The sequence below is a fragment of the Salmonella sp. WC3 genome, from assembly GCF_042932255.1.
Taxonomy (GTDB): domain Bacteria; phylum Pseudomonadota; class Gammaproteobacteria; order Enterobacterales; family Enterobacteriaceae; genus Salmonella; species Salmonella enterica.
Window position 1 is genome coordinate 3,671,685 of sequence record NZ_CP170629.1, and the last position, 14,616, is coordinate 3,686,300.

8 protein-coding genes, 1 tRNA gene and 3 rRNA genes are annotated in these 14,616 nt (G+C 53.0%); 5 read left to right on the forward strand and 7 right to left on the reverse strand.

The window, feature by feature from the left end; translation table 11 throughout:
* Positions 1-68 precede the first annotated feature (68 nt).
* A complete protein-coding gene (locus tag ACFK9X_RS18025; RefSeq protein WP_151117234.1) occupies positions 69-1,106 on the reverse strand; it encodes a tRNA/rRNA methyltransferase in 1,038 nt (345 codons plus the stop codon).
* Positions 1,107-1,309: 203 nt separating this feature from the next.
* On the opposite strand from ACFK9X_RS18025, the gene trxC reads away from it, so the two are divergent.
* The 5 genes from trxC (at position 1,310) to ACFK9X_RS18050 (ending at position 7,034) form a co-directional block, all read left to right on the forward strand.
* The gene (gene trxC / locus ACFK9X_RS18030) at positions 1,310-1,729 is read left to right on the forward strand and encodes a thioredoxin TrxC (RefSeq protein WP_001098732.1); all 420 of its coding nucleotides are present in this window, start codon (positions 1,310-1,312) and stop codon (positions 1,727-1,729) included.
* 72 nt (positions 1,730-1,801) lie between these two features.
* Positions 1,802-2,482 carry a tRNA-uridine aminocarboxypropyltransferase gene (tapT, locus tag ACFK9X_RS18035; protein ID WP_000183642.1) on the forward strand — a complete coding sequence of 227 codons (681 nt, stop codon included), beginning with the start codon at positions 1,802-1,804 and terminating at the stop codon, positions 2,480-2,482.
* 53 nt (positions 2,483-2,535) lie between these two features.
* Positions 2,536-5,196: a protein lysine acetyltransferase gene (gene pat / locus ACFK9X_RS18040; protein WP_151117236.1), complete on the forward strand. Its 2,661-nt coding sequence runs from the start codon at positions 2,536-2,538 to the stop codon at positions 5,194-5,196.
* 114 nt (positions 5,197-5,310) lie between these two features.
* On the forward strand, positions 5,311-6,666 hold the full coding sequence (pssA, locus tag ACFK9X_RS18045; protein WP_151117967.1) for a CDP-diacylglycerol--serine O-phosphatidyltransferase: 1,356 nt from the start codon (positions 5,311-5,313) through the stop codon (positions 6,664-6,666).
* 44 nt (positions 6,667-6,710) lie between these two features.
* Positions 6,711-7,034, forward strand: a complete 324-nt coding sequence (locus ACFK9X_RS18050) for a YfiM family lipoprotein (RefSeq protein WP_001264478.1) — start codon at positions 6,711-6,713, stop codon at positions 7,032-7,034.
* Here ACFK9X_RS18050 and ACFK9X_RS18055 read toward each other — a convergent pair.
* The 6 genes from ACFK9X_RS18055 to ACFK9X_RS18080 all read right to left on the reverse strand — a co-directional run bounded on the left by ACFK9X_RS18055 (position 7,031) and on the right by ACFK9X_RS18080 (position 14,387).
* Positions 7,031-8,332 carry an MFS transporter gene (locus tag ACFK9X_RS18055; RefSeq protein WP_151117238.1) on the reverse strand — a complete coding sequence of 434 codons (1,302 nt, stop codon included), beginning with the start codon at positions 8,330-8,332 and terminating at the stop codon, positions 7,031-7,033. The genes ACFK9X_RS18050 and ACFK9X_RS18055 overlap by 4 nt on opposite strands.
* Before the next feature lie 103 nt (positions 8,333-8,435).
* On the reverse strand, positions 8,436-8,891 hold the full coding sequence (locus ACFK9X_RS18060) for a DUF4385 domain-containing protein (protein ID WP_000985653.1): 456 nt from the start codon (positions 8,889-8,891) through the stop codon (positions 8,436-8,438).
* Positions 8,892-9,099: 208 nt separating this feature from the next.
* Positions 9,100-9,215, reverse strand: a 5S ribosomal RNA gene (rrf, locus tag ACFK9X_RS18065).
* A gap of 188 nt (positions 9,216-9,403) precedes the next feature.
* A 23S ribosomal RNA gene (locus ACFK9X_RS18070) occupies positions 9,404-12,491 on the reverse strand.
* Positions 12,492-12,684: 193 nt separating this feature from the next.
* Positions 12,685-12,760: transfer RNA gene (locus ACFK9X_RS18075), tRNA-Glu, on the reverse strand.
* A gap of 85 nt (positions 12,761-12,845) precedes the next feature.
* Positions 12,846-14,387, reverse strand: a 16S ribosomal RNA gene (locus tag ACFK9X_RS18080).
* The 16S, 23S and 5S rRNA genes sit together here with 1 tRNA gene alongside, the layout of an rRNA operon.
* Positions 14,388-14,616 lie beyond the last annotated feature (229 nt).

Here is a 14,616-nt window from a genome sequence, read left to right on the forward strand (position 1 = left end):
CTTGTCTGACCGGGCGGCAGGAAGTACATAATCGGCCCGGCGCGCGTTGCGTCACCGGGCTGCAGCCCTTACGCTTTATTCTGTCGCCACCACTCGGCGAGCAGTACGCCTGTCGCAACCGACACATTCAGGCTTTCCACGTTCCCGGTGCCGTTAATTTTCACGCACAGATCGTCGGGTTCGCGCGCCGCTTCCGGCAGGTAGTCATATTCACGGCCTAAGACCAGCACCATCTTTTCCGGCAGGGTCGTACTAAAGAGCGCCTGACCGCGATCGCTGGACGTCGTCACCACGGTGTACCCCGCCTGACGAAAATCATCCAGTACGTCAACAATGCTTTCACCAGTGATCGGCTGGACATGCTCCGCCCCGCCTTCCGCGGTACGAATCGCCGCGCCGGACTCCAGCAACGCCGCATCCTGTACCACCACGCCTTTCACGCCGAAGTGCGCGCAGCTACGCATCATGCCGCCCAGATTATGCGGGTTAGCGACATCTTCCAACGCCAGCACGCAGTCTTGATCCGCCGCCTGCTTTACCCATTGCTTAACGGTCGTACCGTTACGCTTTTTAATCAGGAAACACACGCCACCGTGGTGCTCGGTGCCGGAAGCTTTTGCCAGTTCGGCTTCATCCACCACATGGTAGGCTTTACGATTCGCCGCCATCCAGCGCAGCGCCTCTTTAAAACGCGGAGTCACGCTTTGGATAAACCATGCGCGCACGATGGCGTCAGGACGGCTCTGGAATAGCGCCTGGCAGGCATTTTCGCCGTAGACGCGCGTCTCTTCCGCACGCTGGCGACGCAAAACTTCAGGGTCGATAAAACTTTTACCGCTAATACCACCATGATCGACTTTCTCAGGCGTTTCATCGCCTGGCGCGCGGGACACGGTGCGCCACGGCGAAGTTTCATGTTTACGGTCACGGCTCTGATTATTTCGCTCATCACGGGCGGGGCGACGTCCACCGTCAGTGCGAGACTTTGCTGGGCGGCCTCCCTCTTTCCCGGTACGCGGGTTATGGGTGCGTTTATCAGAGTCATCATCACTACGGACATACATCACTTTGACTTTGCCGCTTTTGTTTTTTAATTCATCGTTCATGCTTTTCTCCACCAGCGCTGCGCGAAGCGCGAAGATTACCCGATGTGCATCCGGTTAGCCATGATTTCGTTTAAAAGCTTGCGACTATTGTACTCATTGAATAAAACACATTGTTGTTTAGCACAGACTCCTCGATAATATGTAACATTATAGAAACATCCCGCGCGTAGCGGGACGTCTTCCGACGTATTCAGAGATTAGCTATGAACACCGTTTGTACCCATTGTCAGGCCATTAACCGCATCCCCGACGATCGGCTTCAGGACGCGGCAAAATGTGGACGCTGCGGTCATGAGTTGTTTGACGGAGAAGTCATTAATGCGACCGGCGAAACGCTGGACAAACTGTTGAAGGACGATCTTCCAGTGGTGATCGACTTTTGGGCCCCCTGGTGCGGCCCTTGCCGTAACTTTGCGCCAATCTTCGAGGATGTCGCAGAAGAGCGCAGCGGTAAAGTCCGTTTCGTCAAAGTGAATACCGAGGCGGAACGGGAACTCAGCGCCCGTTTCGGTATTCGCAGCATCCCGACGATTATGATTTTTAAACATGGACAAGTGGTCGATATGCTTAATGGCGCAGTGCCTAAAGCGCCTTTCGACAGCTGGCTGAACGAAGCGCTGTAAACGCCACGGGGCGCATCTTGTGCCCCGTTTTCACCTCTGCCACAATAGCGTTTTTCTCCGCAAACGCTTTCTATGACCAATAACGCTGTCCTTCAGTTACGCGCCGAACGGCTTGCGCGCGCTACACGCCCTTTTCTTGCCAGAGGCAATCGGGTTCGCCGCTGTCAACGCTGCCTGCTGCCGCTAAAATCTTGCCTGTGTGATACGTTAACGCCTTCTCAGGCGAAAAGCCGTTTTTGTCTGGTCATGTTTGACACTGAACCGATGAAACCCAGTAATACCGGCCGGCTGATAGCCGATATTTTGCCGGATACCGCGGCGTTTCAGTGGTCGCGTACCGAGCCGCCGCAGGCGTTGCTGGAGTTGGTACAGCATCCGGATTATCAACCGATAGTGGTCTTTCCTGCGTCCTACGCCGGCGAAGCGCGCGAGGTCATTTCCACCCCGCCCGCCGGGAAACCGCCGCTGTTTATTATGCTGGACGGCACTTGGCCCGAAGCACGTAAAATGTTTCGTAAAAGCCCTTATCTGGATCATCTGCCGGTCATTTCCGTCGATTTATCGCGTCTTTCAGCTTATCGTCTGCGTGAAATCCATGCCGAAGGGCAATATTGCACCGCCGAAGTCGCGATAGCGTTGTTAGATCTGGCGGGAGATACCGAGGCGGCAACCAGTTTAGGTGAACATTTTACCCGTTTTAAAACGCGCTATCTGGCAGGAAAAACACAACATCCGGGAAACGTCACAGCATAAAATAGCGAAAGCGTTTAAAATTATCCGGTCACTTCTGTGTAAGGGAAACCGGTATGAGCCAGCAAGGACTGGAAGCGCTACTGCGACCAAAATCGATCGCGGTGATTGGCGCATCAATGAAGCCCCACCGCGCGGGTTACCTGATGATGCGTAACTTGTTGGCGGGCGGATTCAATGGCCCCGTCCTTCCCGTGACGCCCGCCTGGAAAGCCGTTTTAGGCGTCATGGCCTGGCCGGATATCGCCAGTCTTCCTTTCACACCCGATCTGGCTATTTTATGCACTAACGCCAGCCGTAACCTGGCGTTACTGGACGCGCTTGGCGCGAAAGGGTGTAAAACGTGCATTATCCTTTCTGCTCCCACGTCGCAACATGAAGAACTTCTTGCCTGTGCCCGGCATTATAAAATGCGTCTGCTGGGTCCAAACAGTCTTGGGCTTCTCGCGCCGTGGCAAGGGCTGAATGCCAGCTTTTCTCCCGTCCCGATTAAACAGGGCAAGCTCGCTTTTATTTCCCAGTCTGCCGCAGTTTCCAATACTATTCTTGACTGGGCGCAACAGCGTGAAATGGGCTTTTCCTACTTTATCGCGCTGGGCGATAGCCTGGATATTGATGTCGATGAACTACTGGACTATCTGGCGCGCGACAGCAAGACCAGCGCGATTTTGCTCTATCTGGAACAGTTAAGCGACGCCCGCCGTTTTGTTTCCGCCGCCCGTAGCGCTTCACGTAACAAACCGATTCTGGTGATTAAAAGCGGCCGAAGCCCGGCAGCCCAGCGTTTACTTAATACCAGCGCGGGAATGGACCCTGCGTGGGATGCGGCCATCCAGCGCGCAGGCCTGCTGCGAGTCCAGGATACGCACGAGCTTTTTTCCGCCGTCGAAACACTGAGCCATATGCGTCCGCTACGCGGCGACAGACTGATGATTATCAGCAATGGCGCCGCGCCTGCCGCGCTGGCGTTAGATGAGTTGTGGTCGCGTAACGGCAAGCTGGCGACGTTGAGCGAAGAGACCTGCCTGCAACTACGGCAGGCGCTTCCCCCGCACATAGATATTGCCAATCCGCTGGATCTGTGTGATGACGCCAGCAGCGAACATTACGTCAAAACGCTGGATATCCTGCTCGCCAGTCAGGATTTTGACGCGCTTATGGTTATCCACTCTCCCAGCGCTGCCGCGCCGGGTACGGAAAGCGCCCATGCTCTGATCGAGACGATTAAGCGCCACCCCAGAGGCAAGTTTGTTACGCTGCTGACAAACTGGTGCGGCGAGTTCTCGTCTCAGGAGGCAAGACGGCTATTCAGCGAAGCCGGATTACCAACCTACCGTACGCCGGAAGGCACGATTACCGCGTTTATGCATATGGTGGAATACCGGCGTAACCAGAAGCAACTGCGGGAAACGCCAGCGTTGCCGAGTAACCTGACGTCCAATACCGCTGAGGCGCATAATCTGTTACAGCGGGCGATTGCGGAAGGCGCCGCCTCACTGGATACCCATGAAGTACAGCCGATTTTACACGCCTATGGGCTGCACACGCTCCCAACCTGGATTGCCAGCGACAGCGCTGAAGCGGTGCATATCGCCGAACAGATAGGCTATCCGGTAGCTCTCAAGCTGCGCTCGCCCGACATTCCGCATAAATCTGAAGTTCAGGGGGTCATGCTTTACCTGCGGACCGCAAGCGAGGTACAACAGGCCGCGAACGCCATTTTTGATCGTGTAAAGATGGCCTGGCCGCAAGCGCGGATTCACGGTTTGCTGGTACAAAGCATGGCTAACCGCGCCGGCGCGCAGGAGCTTCGTGTGGTGGTCGAGCACGATCCGGTGTTTGGTCCTTTGATTATGTTGGGTGAAGGCGGCGTAGAGTGGCGTCCGGAAGAGCAGGCTGTCGTCGCGCTGCCGCCGCTCAACATGAACCTGGCGCGCTATCTGGTGATTCAGGGCATTAAACAGCGGAAAATTCGCGCCCGTAGAGCGCTGCGTCCGCTGGATATTGTCGGTTTAAGCCAATTGCTGGTCCAGGTTTCAAACCTGATTGTCGACTGCCCGGAAATTCAGCGTCTGGATATCCATCCGCTGCTGGCTTCCGCCAGTGAGTTTACCGCGCTGGATGTGACGCTGGATATTGCCCCGTTTGATGGCGATAACGAAAGTCGACTTGCGGTACGCCCCTATCCCCACCAGCTTGAAGAGTGGGTGGAGATGAAAAATGGCGATCGCTGCCTGTTCCGTCCTATCCTGCCGGAAGATGAGCCCCAACTGCGACAATTCATCGCACAGGTCACCAAAGAGGATCTTTACTACCGTTATTTCAGCGAGATCAACGAATTCACCCATGAAGATTTAGCCAACATGACGCAGATCGACTACGATCGAGAAATGGCCTTTGTGGCCGTGAGGCGGATGGACAACGCTGAAGAGATCCTCGGCGTAACGCGCGCGATCTCCGATCCTGACAACGTAGATGCCGAATTTGCCGTATTGGTGCGTTCAGATCTCAAAGGGTTGGGTTTAGGACGCCGTTTAATGGAGAAATTGATTGCCTATACTCGCGATCACGGATTGAAGCGGCTGAACGGTATTACGATGCCAAACAATCGCGGCATGGTCGCGCTGGCCAGAAAACTGGGATTTCAGGTCGATATTCAGCTCGAAGAGGGCATCGTGGGATTGACGCTGAATCTGGCCAAATGTGATGAATCGTGAGTAATGTACTGGAAATGTTGACCACTTTAACGGGTACTGATGTTATTATTGCTCGCTTATGTCGTCTGCATAGCACAGAGGACCCTTCAATGAACAGAGAAGAAATGCACTGTGATGTTGTCAAAATTTAAGCGTAATAAACATCAACAACACCTTGCCCAACTCCCTAAGATTTCTCAGTCAGTTGATGATGTAGATTTCTTTTATACTCCTGCTACTTTTCGGGAGACACTGCTGGAGAAAATCGCCAGCGCGACGCAGCGTATTTGTATCGTTGCCCTGTATCTGGAACAGGACGATGGGGGTAAAGGTATACTCGACGCGCTCTATGCGGCTAAACGGCAGCGTCCTGAACTGGACGTGAGGGTGCTGGTCGACTGGCATCGCGCGCAACGCGGGCGCATTGGCGCAGCGGCCTCGAATACCAATGCAGACTGGTATTGCCGACTGGCGCAGGAAAACCCCGGCATTGATGTCCCGGTTTACGGCGTACCGATTAATACGCGAGAAGCGCTTGGCGTACTGCATTTTAAAGGCTTTATCATTGATGATAGCGTCCTGTACAGCGGTGCCAGCCTGAACGATGTCTATCTCCATCAGCATGATAAATATCGCTACGATCGCTACCAGCTGATTCGCAATCGGCAAATGGCAGACATCATGTTTGACTGGGTGACGCAAAATCTGATGAATGGCCGTGGTGTGAATCGTCTGGATAATACCCAGCGTCCGAAAAGCCCGGAGATTAAAAACGATATCCGCTTATACCGTCAGGAGCTGCGTGATGCGTCATATCATTTTCAGGGTGACGCTAATGACGAGCAGCTCTCCGTTACGCCGCTGGTCGGGCTTGGCAAATCCAGTCTGCTGAACAAAACCATTTTCCATCTCATGCCCTGTGCGGAGCATAAGCTCACCATTTGTACCCCTTACTTCAATCTACCAGCGGTACTGGTGCGGAATATTATTCAGCTACTGCGCGATGGAAAGAAAGTCGAAATCATAGTTGGCGATAAAACCGCGAATGATTTTTACATTCCGGAAGATGAACCGTTCAAGATCATTGGCGCGCTGCCCTATCTCTATGAGATTAACCTGCGCCGCTTCCTGAGCCGTTTACAGTATTACGTCAATACCGATCAGCTTGTGGTGCGTCTGTGGAAAGATGACGACAATACCTATCATCTGAAAGGGATGTGGGTAGATGATAAATGGATGCTACTCACCGGCAACAATCTGAATCCCCGCGCCTGGCGTCTGGATCTGGAAAACTCCATTCTGATCCACGATCCTAAGCAGGAGCTTGCCCCTCAGCGGGAAAAAGAGCTGGAACTTATCCGAACGCACACAACCATCGTAAAACATTATCGTGACCTGCAGAGCATTGCCGACTATCCGATAAAAGTGCGTAAATTGATTCGCCGTCTGCGCCGGATCCGCATCGACAGATTAATTAGCCGTATCCTGTAATCGAAGCCCCGTCCTGTACGGGGTTTTCTCTTAGGAGTGAACTGGTGCGCGTGTTGATTCCTTTTACGGTGTTGTTTCTCTCCGGGTGCAGCCATCTGGCTAACGACCGCTGGAGCGGTCAGGATAAAGCCCAACATTTTATGGCATCAGCGATGCTATCGGCAGCCGGTAATGAGTATGCGCGTCACCAGGGAGTAAGCCCTGACCGCAGCGCAGCGATAGGGCTGATGTTTTCTTTGAGTCTCGGAGCCTCAAAAGAACTCTGGGACAGCCGCCCGGAAGGCAGCGGCTGGAGCTGGAAAGATTTTGTCTGGGATGTCGCTGGCGCGACAACCGGTTACGCTATCTGGCAAATGGCGCGATACTAAAGGCGCAAGCCCTTTCCTTTACGGTGCAACATCAGCGAAACCAGGAAAGCCAGAATGGCCATCGCGGTAACATACCAGAAGAACGAACTCTCCATACCGACAGATTTTAGCGACAGCGCGACATATTCCGCAGAGCCGCCAAATAACGCGTTTGCTACCGCGTAAGATAAACCGACGCCCAGGGCGCGAACCTGCGCCGGAAACATCTCCGCTTTCAGGATCCCGCTAATCGAGGTATAGAAACTCACAATCAATAGCGCGCACATCACTAAAGCAAATGCGGCATAAGGCGACGTCACATTCTGCAACGCGGAGAGAATTGGAACGGTGAAAAGCGTCGCGAGCGCGCCAAAACATAGCATAGAAGTGCGCCTGCCAATCTTATCGGATAACGCGCCGAATAACGGCTGTACCAACATGAAAACACACAGCGCGACCGTCATAATGCCGCTGGCGACATTGGCATGCATACCTGCTGTATTTACCAGATATTTCTGCATATAGGTGGTGAAAGTATAAAAGCACAGCGAGCCTGCCGCGGTGAAACCAAGCACCATCAAAAAGGCTTTGCGATTACGCCACAAACCTTTCAACGAACCGGCTTCTTTTAATGCGCGAGTCTCATGCTTCGAGGTTTCATCCAGCTGGCGACGTAGCCATAACGCCACAACCGCCAGCACGGCGCCCAGCGCAAAGGGAATACGCCATCCCCAGGCACGAAGTTCAGCATCTTCCAGAACCTGCTGCAAAATCACAACGACCAGCAATGCCAGTAGTTGGCCATCGATAAGCGTAACGTACTGAAACGAGGCGAAAAATCCCTTACGACCTTCAAGCGCAACTTCACTCATATATGTCGCGCTGGTCCCATACTCTCCCCCTACCGAGAGCCCCTGAAATAACCTTGCAATAAGGAGCAGCGCCGGCGCCCAGGTGCCGATGGTATCGTAACCAGGTAAGCAGGCAATCACCAGCGACCCCATGCACATCATGCACACCGAAATCAACATTGAGGCTTTGCGCCCGCGTCGATCTGCAATGCGTCCAAACAGCCAACCACCGATAGGCCGCATTAAAAAACCGGCGGCAAAGACGCCTGCCGTTTGCAAAAGCTGAGTAGTGGTATTACCAGAAGGAAAGAAGATATGTGCAAAATAGAGCGAGCAGAAAGAGTAGACGTAGAAATCAAACCATTCCACTAAGTTTCCGGAAGAGGCCCCCACGATAGCCCATATGCGTCGCCGCATCTCCGGAGCCTCAGCGTTGTTTTTATCTATACGCTGAATAATTTCTGCCATACTGTTCTCCTTGTTGCCAGGCTTAATCGGCCTTTTATTTTGGAGATTCAGATTACGCGAGACCCAAAAGTAAATAAAGTGTTAATTATTTGTTTGCTAATTTTTATCCCCACCGTGCCTGATGCTGGCGTTTCCGTTTCAGATAGTCTTCGTCCTGACGGATTTTATCCCACCAACCTTTGAAAACCGTTGCCGCCGCGGCCTTAATAGGATCATTACCCCGTGTATTCAGGCTGCCGTCTTCTGCATACTTTTTACCGCCTTTATAGTTAGCGTATCGCCTGGCGCGGGTGTATCCCATCTGAATAAATTTACGCGCCATGTCCATACCAACGAAATCATCCTGCTGCCGGTAAGCTTCGAACAACTGGTAGATCTGTTCTGCGGATTTCATCGCCGATGCTTCATCTTTATAGCGCCAGAAAGGAAGAATTTCGCTTTTGTAGGGTTCAACCAGTAGCACCCCCTGCTCGCCTCGTCCAACCTGATACAATTCAGGCTGCTGGCGGAAGTCAATGCTGGAAAAGTCCTGCTGGTAGTTAAAAGGTTTGATAGCCAATGAAAATCCTCACTGCTTATATAAGCACGTGTAAAGGATAGTTCATCGTTAACGATTGGGTGGGATGTACTCTTGTCGGTTCTACAAGAACACCAGCTTCGTAGGCGGGATAATTCCTGTAGGCCGGATAAGGCGGAGCCGCCATCCGGCAGAAACAGACAAAAACAAAAGGCCCTGTCTTCCGACAGGGCCCTTCGTTTTATTTGATGCCTGGCAGTTCCCTACTCTCGCATGGGGAGACCCCACACTACCATCGGCGCTACGGCGTTTCACTTCTGAGTTCGGCATGGGGTCAGGTGGGACCACCGCGCTAGTGCCGCCAGGCAAATTCTTTGTGCTCTGTACGCAATTCTTTATCGCATCAGCGGCGTTGCCTGCGCTCGTAAACTCAGTCACATACTTCTGTATGCTCCTTCCTTTCCTTCGCTTGCCGCTGCGCAAATTATTGCGTACTCAACTCTGAATCTGAGCTGAAAATCGTCTCTCATCCGCCAAAACATCTTCGGCGTTGTAAGGTTAAGCCTCACGGTTCATTAGTACCGGTTAGCTCAACGCATCGCTGCGCTTACACACCCGGCCTATCAACGTCGTCGTCTTCAACGTTCCTTCAGGAGACTTAAAGTCTCAGGGAGAACTCATCTCGGGGCAAGTTTCGTGCTTAGATGCTTTCAGCACTTATCTCTTCCGCATTTAGCTACCGGGCAGTGCCATTGGCATGACAACCCGAACACCAGTGATGCGTCCACTCCGGTCCTCTCGTACTAGGAGCAGCCCCCCTCAGTTCTCCAGCGCCCACGGCAGATAGGGACCGAACTGTCTCACGACGTTCTAAACCCAGCTCGCGTACCACTTTAAATGGCGAACAGCCATACCCTTGGGACCTACTTCAGCCCCAGGATGTGATGAGCCGACATCGAGGTGCCAAACACCGCCGTCGATATGAACTCTTGGGCGGTATCAGCCTGTTATCCCCGGAGTACCTTTTATCCGTTGAGCGATGGCCCTTCCATTCAGAACCACCGGATCACTATGACCTGCTTTCGCACCTGCTCGCGCCGTCACGCTCACAGTCAAGCTGGCTTATGCCATTGCACTAACCTCCTGATGTCCGACCAGGATTAGCCAACCTTCGTGCTCCTCCGTTACTCTTTAGGAGGAGACCGCCCCAGTCAAACTACCCACCAGACACTGTCCGCAACCCGGGTAACGGGTCCACGTTAGAACATCAAACATTAAAGGGTGGTATTTCAAGGTCGGCTCCACGCAGACTGGCGTCCACACTTCAAAGCCTCCCACCTATCCTACACATCAAGGCTCAATGTTCAGTGTCAAGCTATAGTAAAGGTTCACGGGGTCTTTCCGTCTTGCCGCGGGTACACTGCATCTTCACAGCGAGTTCAATTTCACTGAGTCTCGGGTGGAGACAGCCTGGCCATCATTACGCCATTCGTGCAGGTCGGAACTTACCCGACAAGGAATTTCGCTACCTTAGGACCGTTATAGTTACGGCCGCCGTTTACCGGGGCTTCGATCAGGAGCTTCGCTTGCGCTGACCCCATCAATTAACCTTCCGGCACCGGGCAGGCGTCACACCGTATACGTCCACTTTCGTGTTTGCACAGTGCTGTGTTTTTAATAAACAGTTGCAGCCAGCTGGTATCTTCGACTGACTTCAGCTCCGTGAGTAAATCACTTCACCTACGTGTCAGCGTGCCTTCTCCCGAAGTTACGGCACCATTTTGCCTAGTTCCTTCACCCGAGTTCTCTCAAGCGCCTTGGTATTCTCTACCTGACCACCTGTGTCGGTTTGGGGTACGATTTGATGTTACCTGATGCTTAGAGGCTTTTCCTGGAAGCAGGGCATTTGTTGCTTCAGCACCGTAGTGCCTCGTCGTCACGCCTCAGTGTTAAAGTGAACCGGATTTACCTGGAACACACACCTACACGCTTAAACCGGGACAACCGTCGCCCGGCCAACATAGCCTTCTCCGTCCCCCCTTCGCAGTAACACCAAGTACGGGAATATTAACCCGTTTCCCATCGACTACGCCTTTCGGCCTCGCCTTAGGGGTCGACTCACCCTGCCCCGATTAACGTTGGACAGGAACCCTTGGTCTTCCGGCGAGCGGGCTTTTCACCCGCTTTATCGTTACTTATGTCAGCATTCGCACTTCTGATACCTCCAGCATGCCTCACGACACACCTTCACAGGCTTACAGAACGCTCCCCTACCCAACGAACGTATCCTTAAACCGACTCGACTTTGTATACGCTTTGACGTCGCTTCGCTCCGTCAATCGTAACCCGCTGAATCGCTTTAAGTGATACGTTCGCTGCCGCAGCTTCGGTGCATGGTTTAGCCCCGTTACATCTTCCGCGCAGGCCGACTCGACCAGTGAGCTATTACGCTTTCTTTAAATGATGGCTGCTTCTAAGCCAACATCCTGGCTGTCTGGGCCTTCCCACATCGTTTCCCACTTAACCATGACTTTGGGACCTTAGCTGGCGGTCTGGGTTGTTTCCCTCTTCACGACGGACGTTAGCACCCGCCGTGTGTCTCCCGTGATAACATTCTCCGGTATTCGCAGTTTGCATCGGGTTGGTAAGCCGGGATGGCCCCCTAGCCGAAACAGTGCTCTACCCCCGGAGATGAATTCACGAGGCGCTACCTAAATAGCTTTCGGGGAGAACCAGCTATCTCCCGGTTTGATTGGCCTTTCACCCCCAGCCACAGGTCATCCGCTAATTTTTCAACATTAGTCGGTTCGGTCCTCCAGTTAGTGTTACCCAACCTTCAACCTGCCCATGGCTAGATCACCGGGTTTCGGGTCTATACCCTGCAACTTAACGCCCGGTTAAGACTCGGTTTCCCTGCGGCTCCCCTATTCGGTTAACCTTGCTACAGAATATAAGTCGCTGACCCATTATACAAAAGGTACGCAGTCACCCCACCACTAAGCCCCCTCTGCTTCTTTTGAGGTTGAACGTCGCTTTCGCTCCGTTAACCGTATCCTCAGCAAAGGATGCGTATGTGGAGTTCACCACTGGCTTAGTGGTGGGGCTCCCACTGCTTGTACGTACACGGTTTCAGGTTCTTTTTCACTCCCCTCGCCGGGGTTCTTTTCGCCTTTCCCTCACGGTACTGGTTCACTATCGGTCAGTCAGGAGTATTTAGCCTTGGAGGATGGTCCCCCCATATTCAGACAGGATATCACGTGTCCCGCCCTACTCATCGAGCTCACAGCACATGCGCTTTTGTGTACGGGGCTGTCACCCTGTATCGCGCGCCTTTCCAGACGCTTCCACTAACACACATGCTGATTCAGGCTCTGGGCTCCTCCCCGTTCGCTCGCCGCTACTGGGGGAATCTCGGTTGATTTCTTTTCCTCGGGGTACTTAGATGTTTCAGTTCCCCCGGTTCGCCTCATTAACCTATGGATTCAGTTAATGATAGTGTGACGAGTCACACTGGGTTTCCCCATTCGGGTATCGCCGGTTATAACGGTTCATATCACCTTACCGGCGCTTATCGCAGATTAGCACGCCCTTCATCGCCTCTGACTGCCAGGGCATCCACCGTGTACGCTTAGTCGCTTAACCTCACAACCCGAAGATGTTTCTCGCGATTCATCATCGTGTTGCGAAAATTTGAGAGACTCACGAACAACTTTCGTTGTTCTGTGTTTCAATTTTCAGCTTGATCCAGATTTTTAAAGAGCAAATATCTCAAACGTGACTCGTAAGTCAGTTTTGAGATATTAAGGCAGGTGACTTTCACTCACAAACCAGCAAGTGGCGTCCCCTAGGGGATTCGAACCCCTGTTACCGCCGTGAAAGGGCGGTGTCCTGGGCCTCTAGACGAAGGGGACGTATCAGTCTGCTTCGCAAGACGCCTTGCTATTTACTTTTCATCAGACAATCTGTGTGAGCACTGCAAAGACCGTTTCTTTCAGGTAAGGAGGTGATCCAACCGCAGGTTCCCCTACGGTTACCTTGTTACGACTTCACCCCAGTCATGAATCACAAAGTGGTAAGCGCCCTCCCGAAGGTTAAGCTACCTACTTCTTTTGCAACCCACTCCCATGGTGTGACGGGCGGTGTGTACAAGGCCCGGGAACGTATTCACCGTGGCATTCTGATCCACGATTACTAGCGATTCCGACTTCATGGAGTCGAGTTGCAGACTCCAATCCGGACTACGACGCACTTTATGAGGTCCGCTTGCTCTCGCGAGGTCGCTTCTCTTTGTATGCGCCATTGTAGCACGTGTGTAGCCCTGGTCGTAAGGGCCATGATGACTTGACGTCATCCCCACCTTCCTCCAGTTTATCACTGGCAGTCTCCTTTGAGTTCCCGGCCTAACCGCTGGCAACAAAGGATAAGGGTTGCGCTCGTTGCGGGACTTAACCCAACATTTCACAACACGAGCTGACGACAGCCATGCAGCACCTGTCTCACAGTTCCCGAAGGCACCAATCCATCTCTGGAAAGTTCTGTGGATGTCAAGACCAGGTAAGGTTCTTCGCGTTGCATCGAATTAAACCACATGCTCCACCGCTTGTGCGGGCCCCCGTCAATTCATTTGAGTTTTAACCTTGCGGCCGTACTCCCCAGGCGGTCTACTTAACGCGTTAGCTCCGGAAGCCACGCCTCAAGGGCACAACCTCCAAGTAGACATCGTTTACGGCGTGGACTACCAGGGTATCTAATCCTGTTTGCTCCCCACGCTTTCGCACCTGAGCGTCAGTCTTTGTCCAGGGGGCCGCCTTCGCCACCGGTATTCCTCCAGATCTCTACGCATTTCACCGCTACACCTGGAATTCTACCCCCCTCTACAAGACTCAAGCCTGCCAGTTTCGAATGCAGTTCCCAGGTTGAGCCCGGGGATTTCACATCCGACTTGACAGACCGCCTGCGTGCGCTTTACGCCCAGTAATTCCGATTAACGCTTGCACCCTCCGTATTACCGCGGCTGCTGGCACGGAGTTAGCCGGTGCTTCTTCTGCGGGTAACGTCAATTGCTGTGGTTATTAACCACAACACCTTCCTCCCCGCTGAAAGTACTTTACAACCCGAAGGCCTTCTTCATACACGCGGCATGGCTGCATCAGGCTTGCGCCCATTGTGCAATATTCCCCACTGCTGCCTCCCGTAGGAGTCTGGACCGTGTCTCAGTTCCAGTGTGGCTGGTCATCCTCTCAGACCAGCTAGGGATCGTCGCCTTGGTGAGCCGTTACCTCACCAACTAGCTAATCCCATCTGGGCACATCTGATGGCAAGAGGCCCGAAGGTCCCCCTCTTTGGTCTTGCGACGTTATGCGGTATTAGCCACCGTTTCCAGTAGTTATCCCCCTCCATCAGGCAGTTTCCCAGACATTACTCACCCGTCCGCCACTCGTCAGCGAAGCAGCAAGCTGCTTCCTGTTACCGTTCGACTTGCATGTGTTAGGCCTGCCGCCAGCGTTCAATCTGAGCCATGATCAAACTCTTCAATTTAAAAGTTTGATGCTCAATGAATTAAACTTCGTAATGAATTACGTGTTCACTCTTGAGACTTGGTATTCATTTTTCGTCCGGGGACGTTAAGAATCCGTATCTTCGAGTGCCCACACAGATTGTCTGATAAATTGTTAAAGAGCAGGTGCGACGCGGCTTTCAGCTCACCGTCGCGAGGTGGCGTATATTACGCTTTCCTCTTTTTGAGTCAAGCCTTTATTTTCGCTTT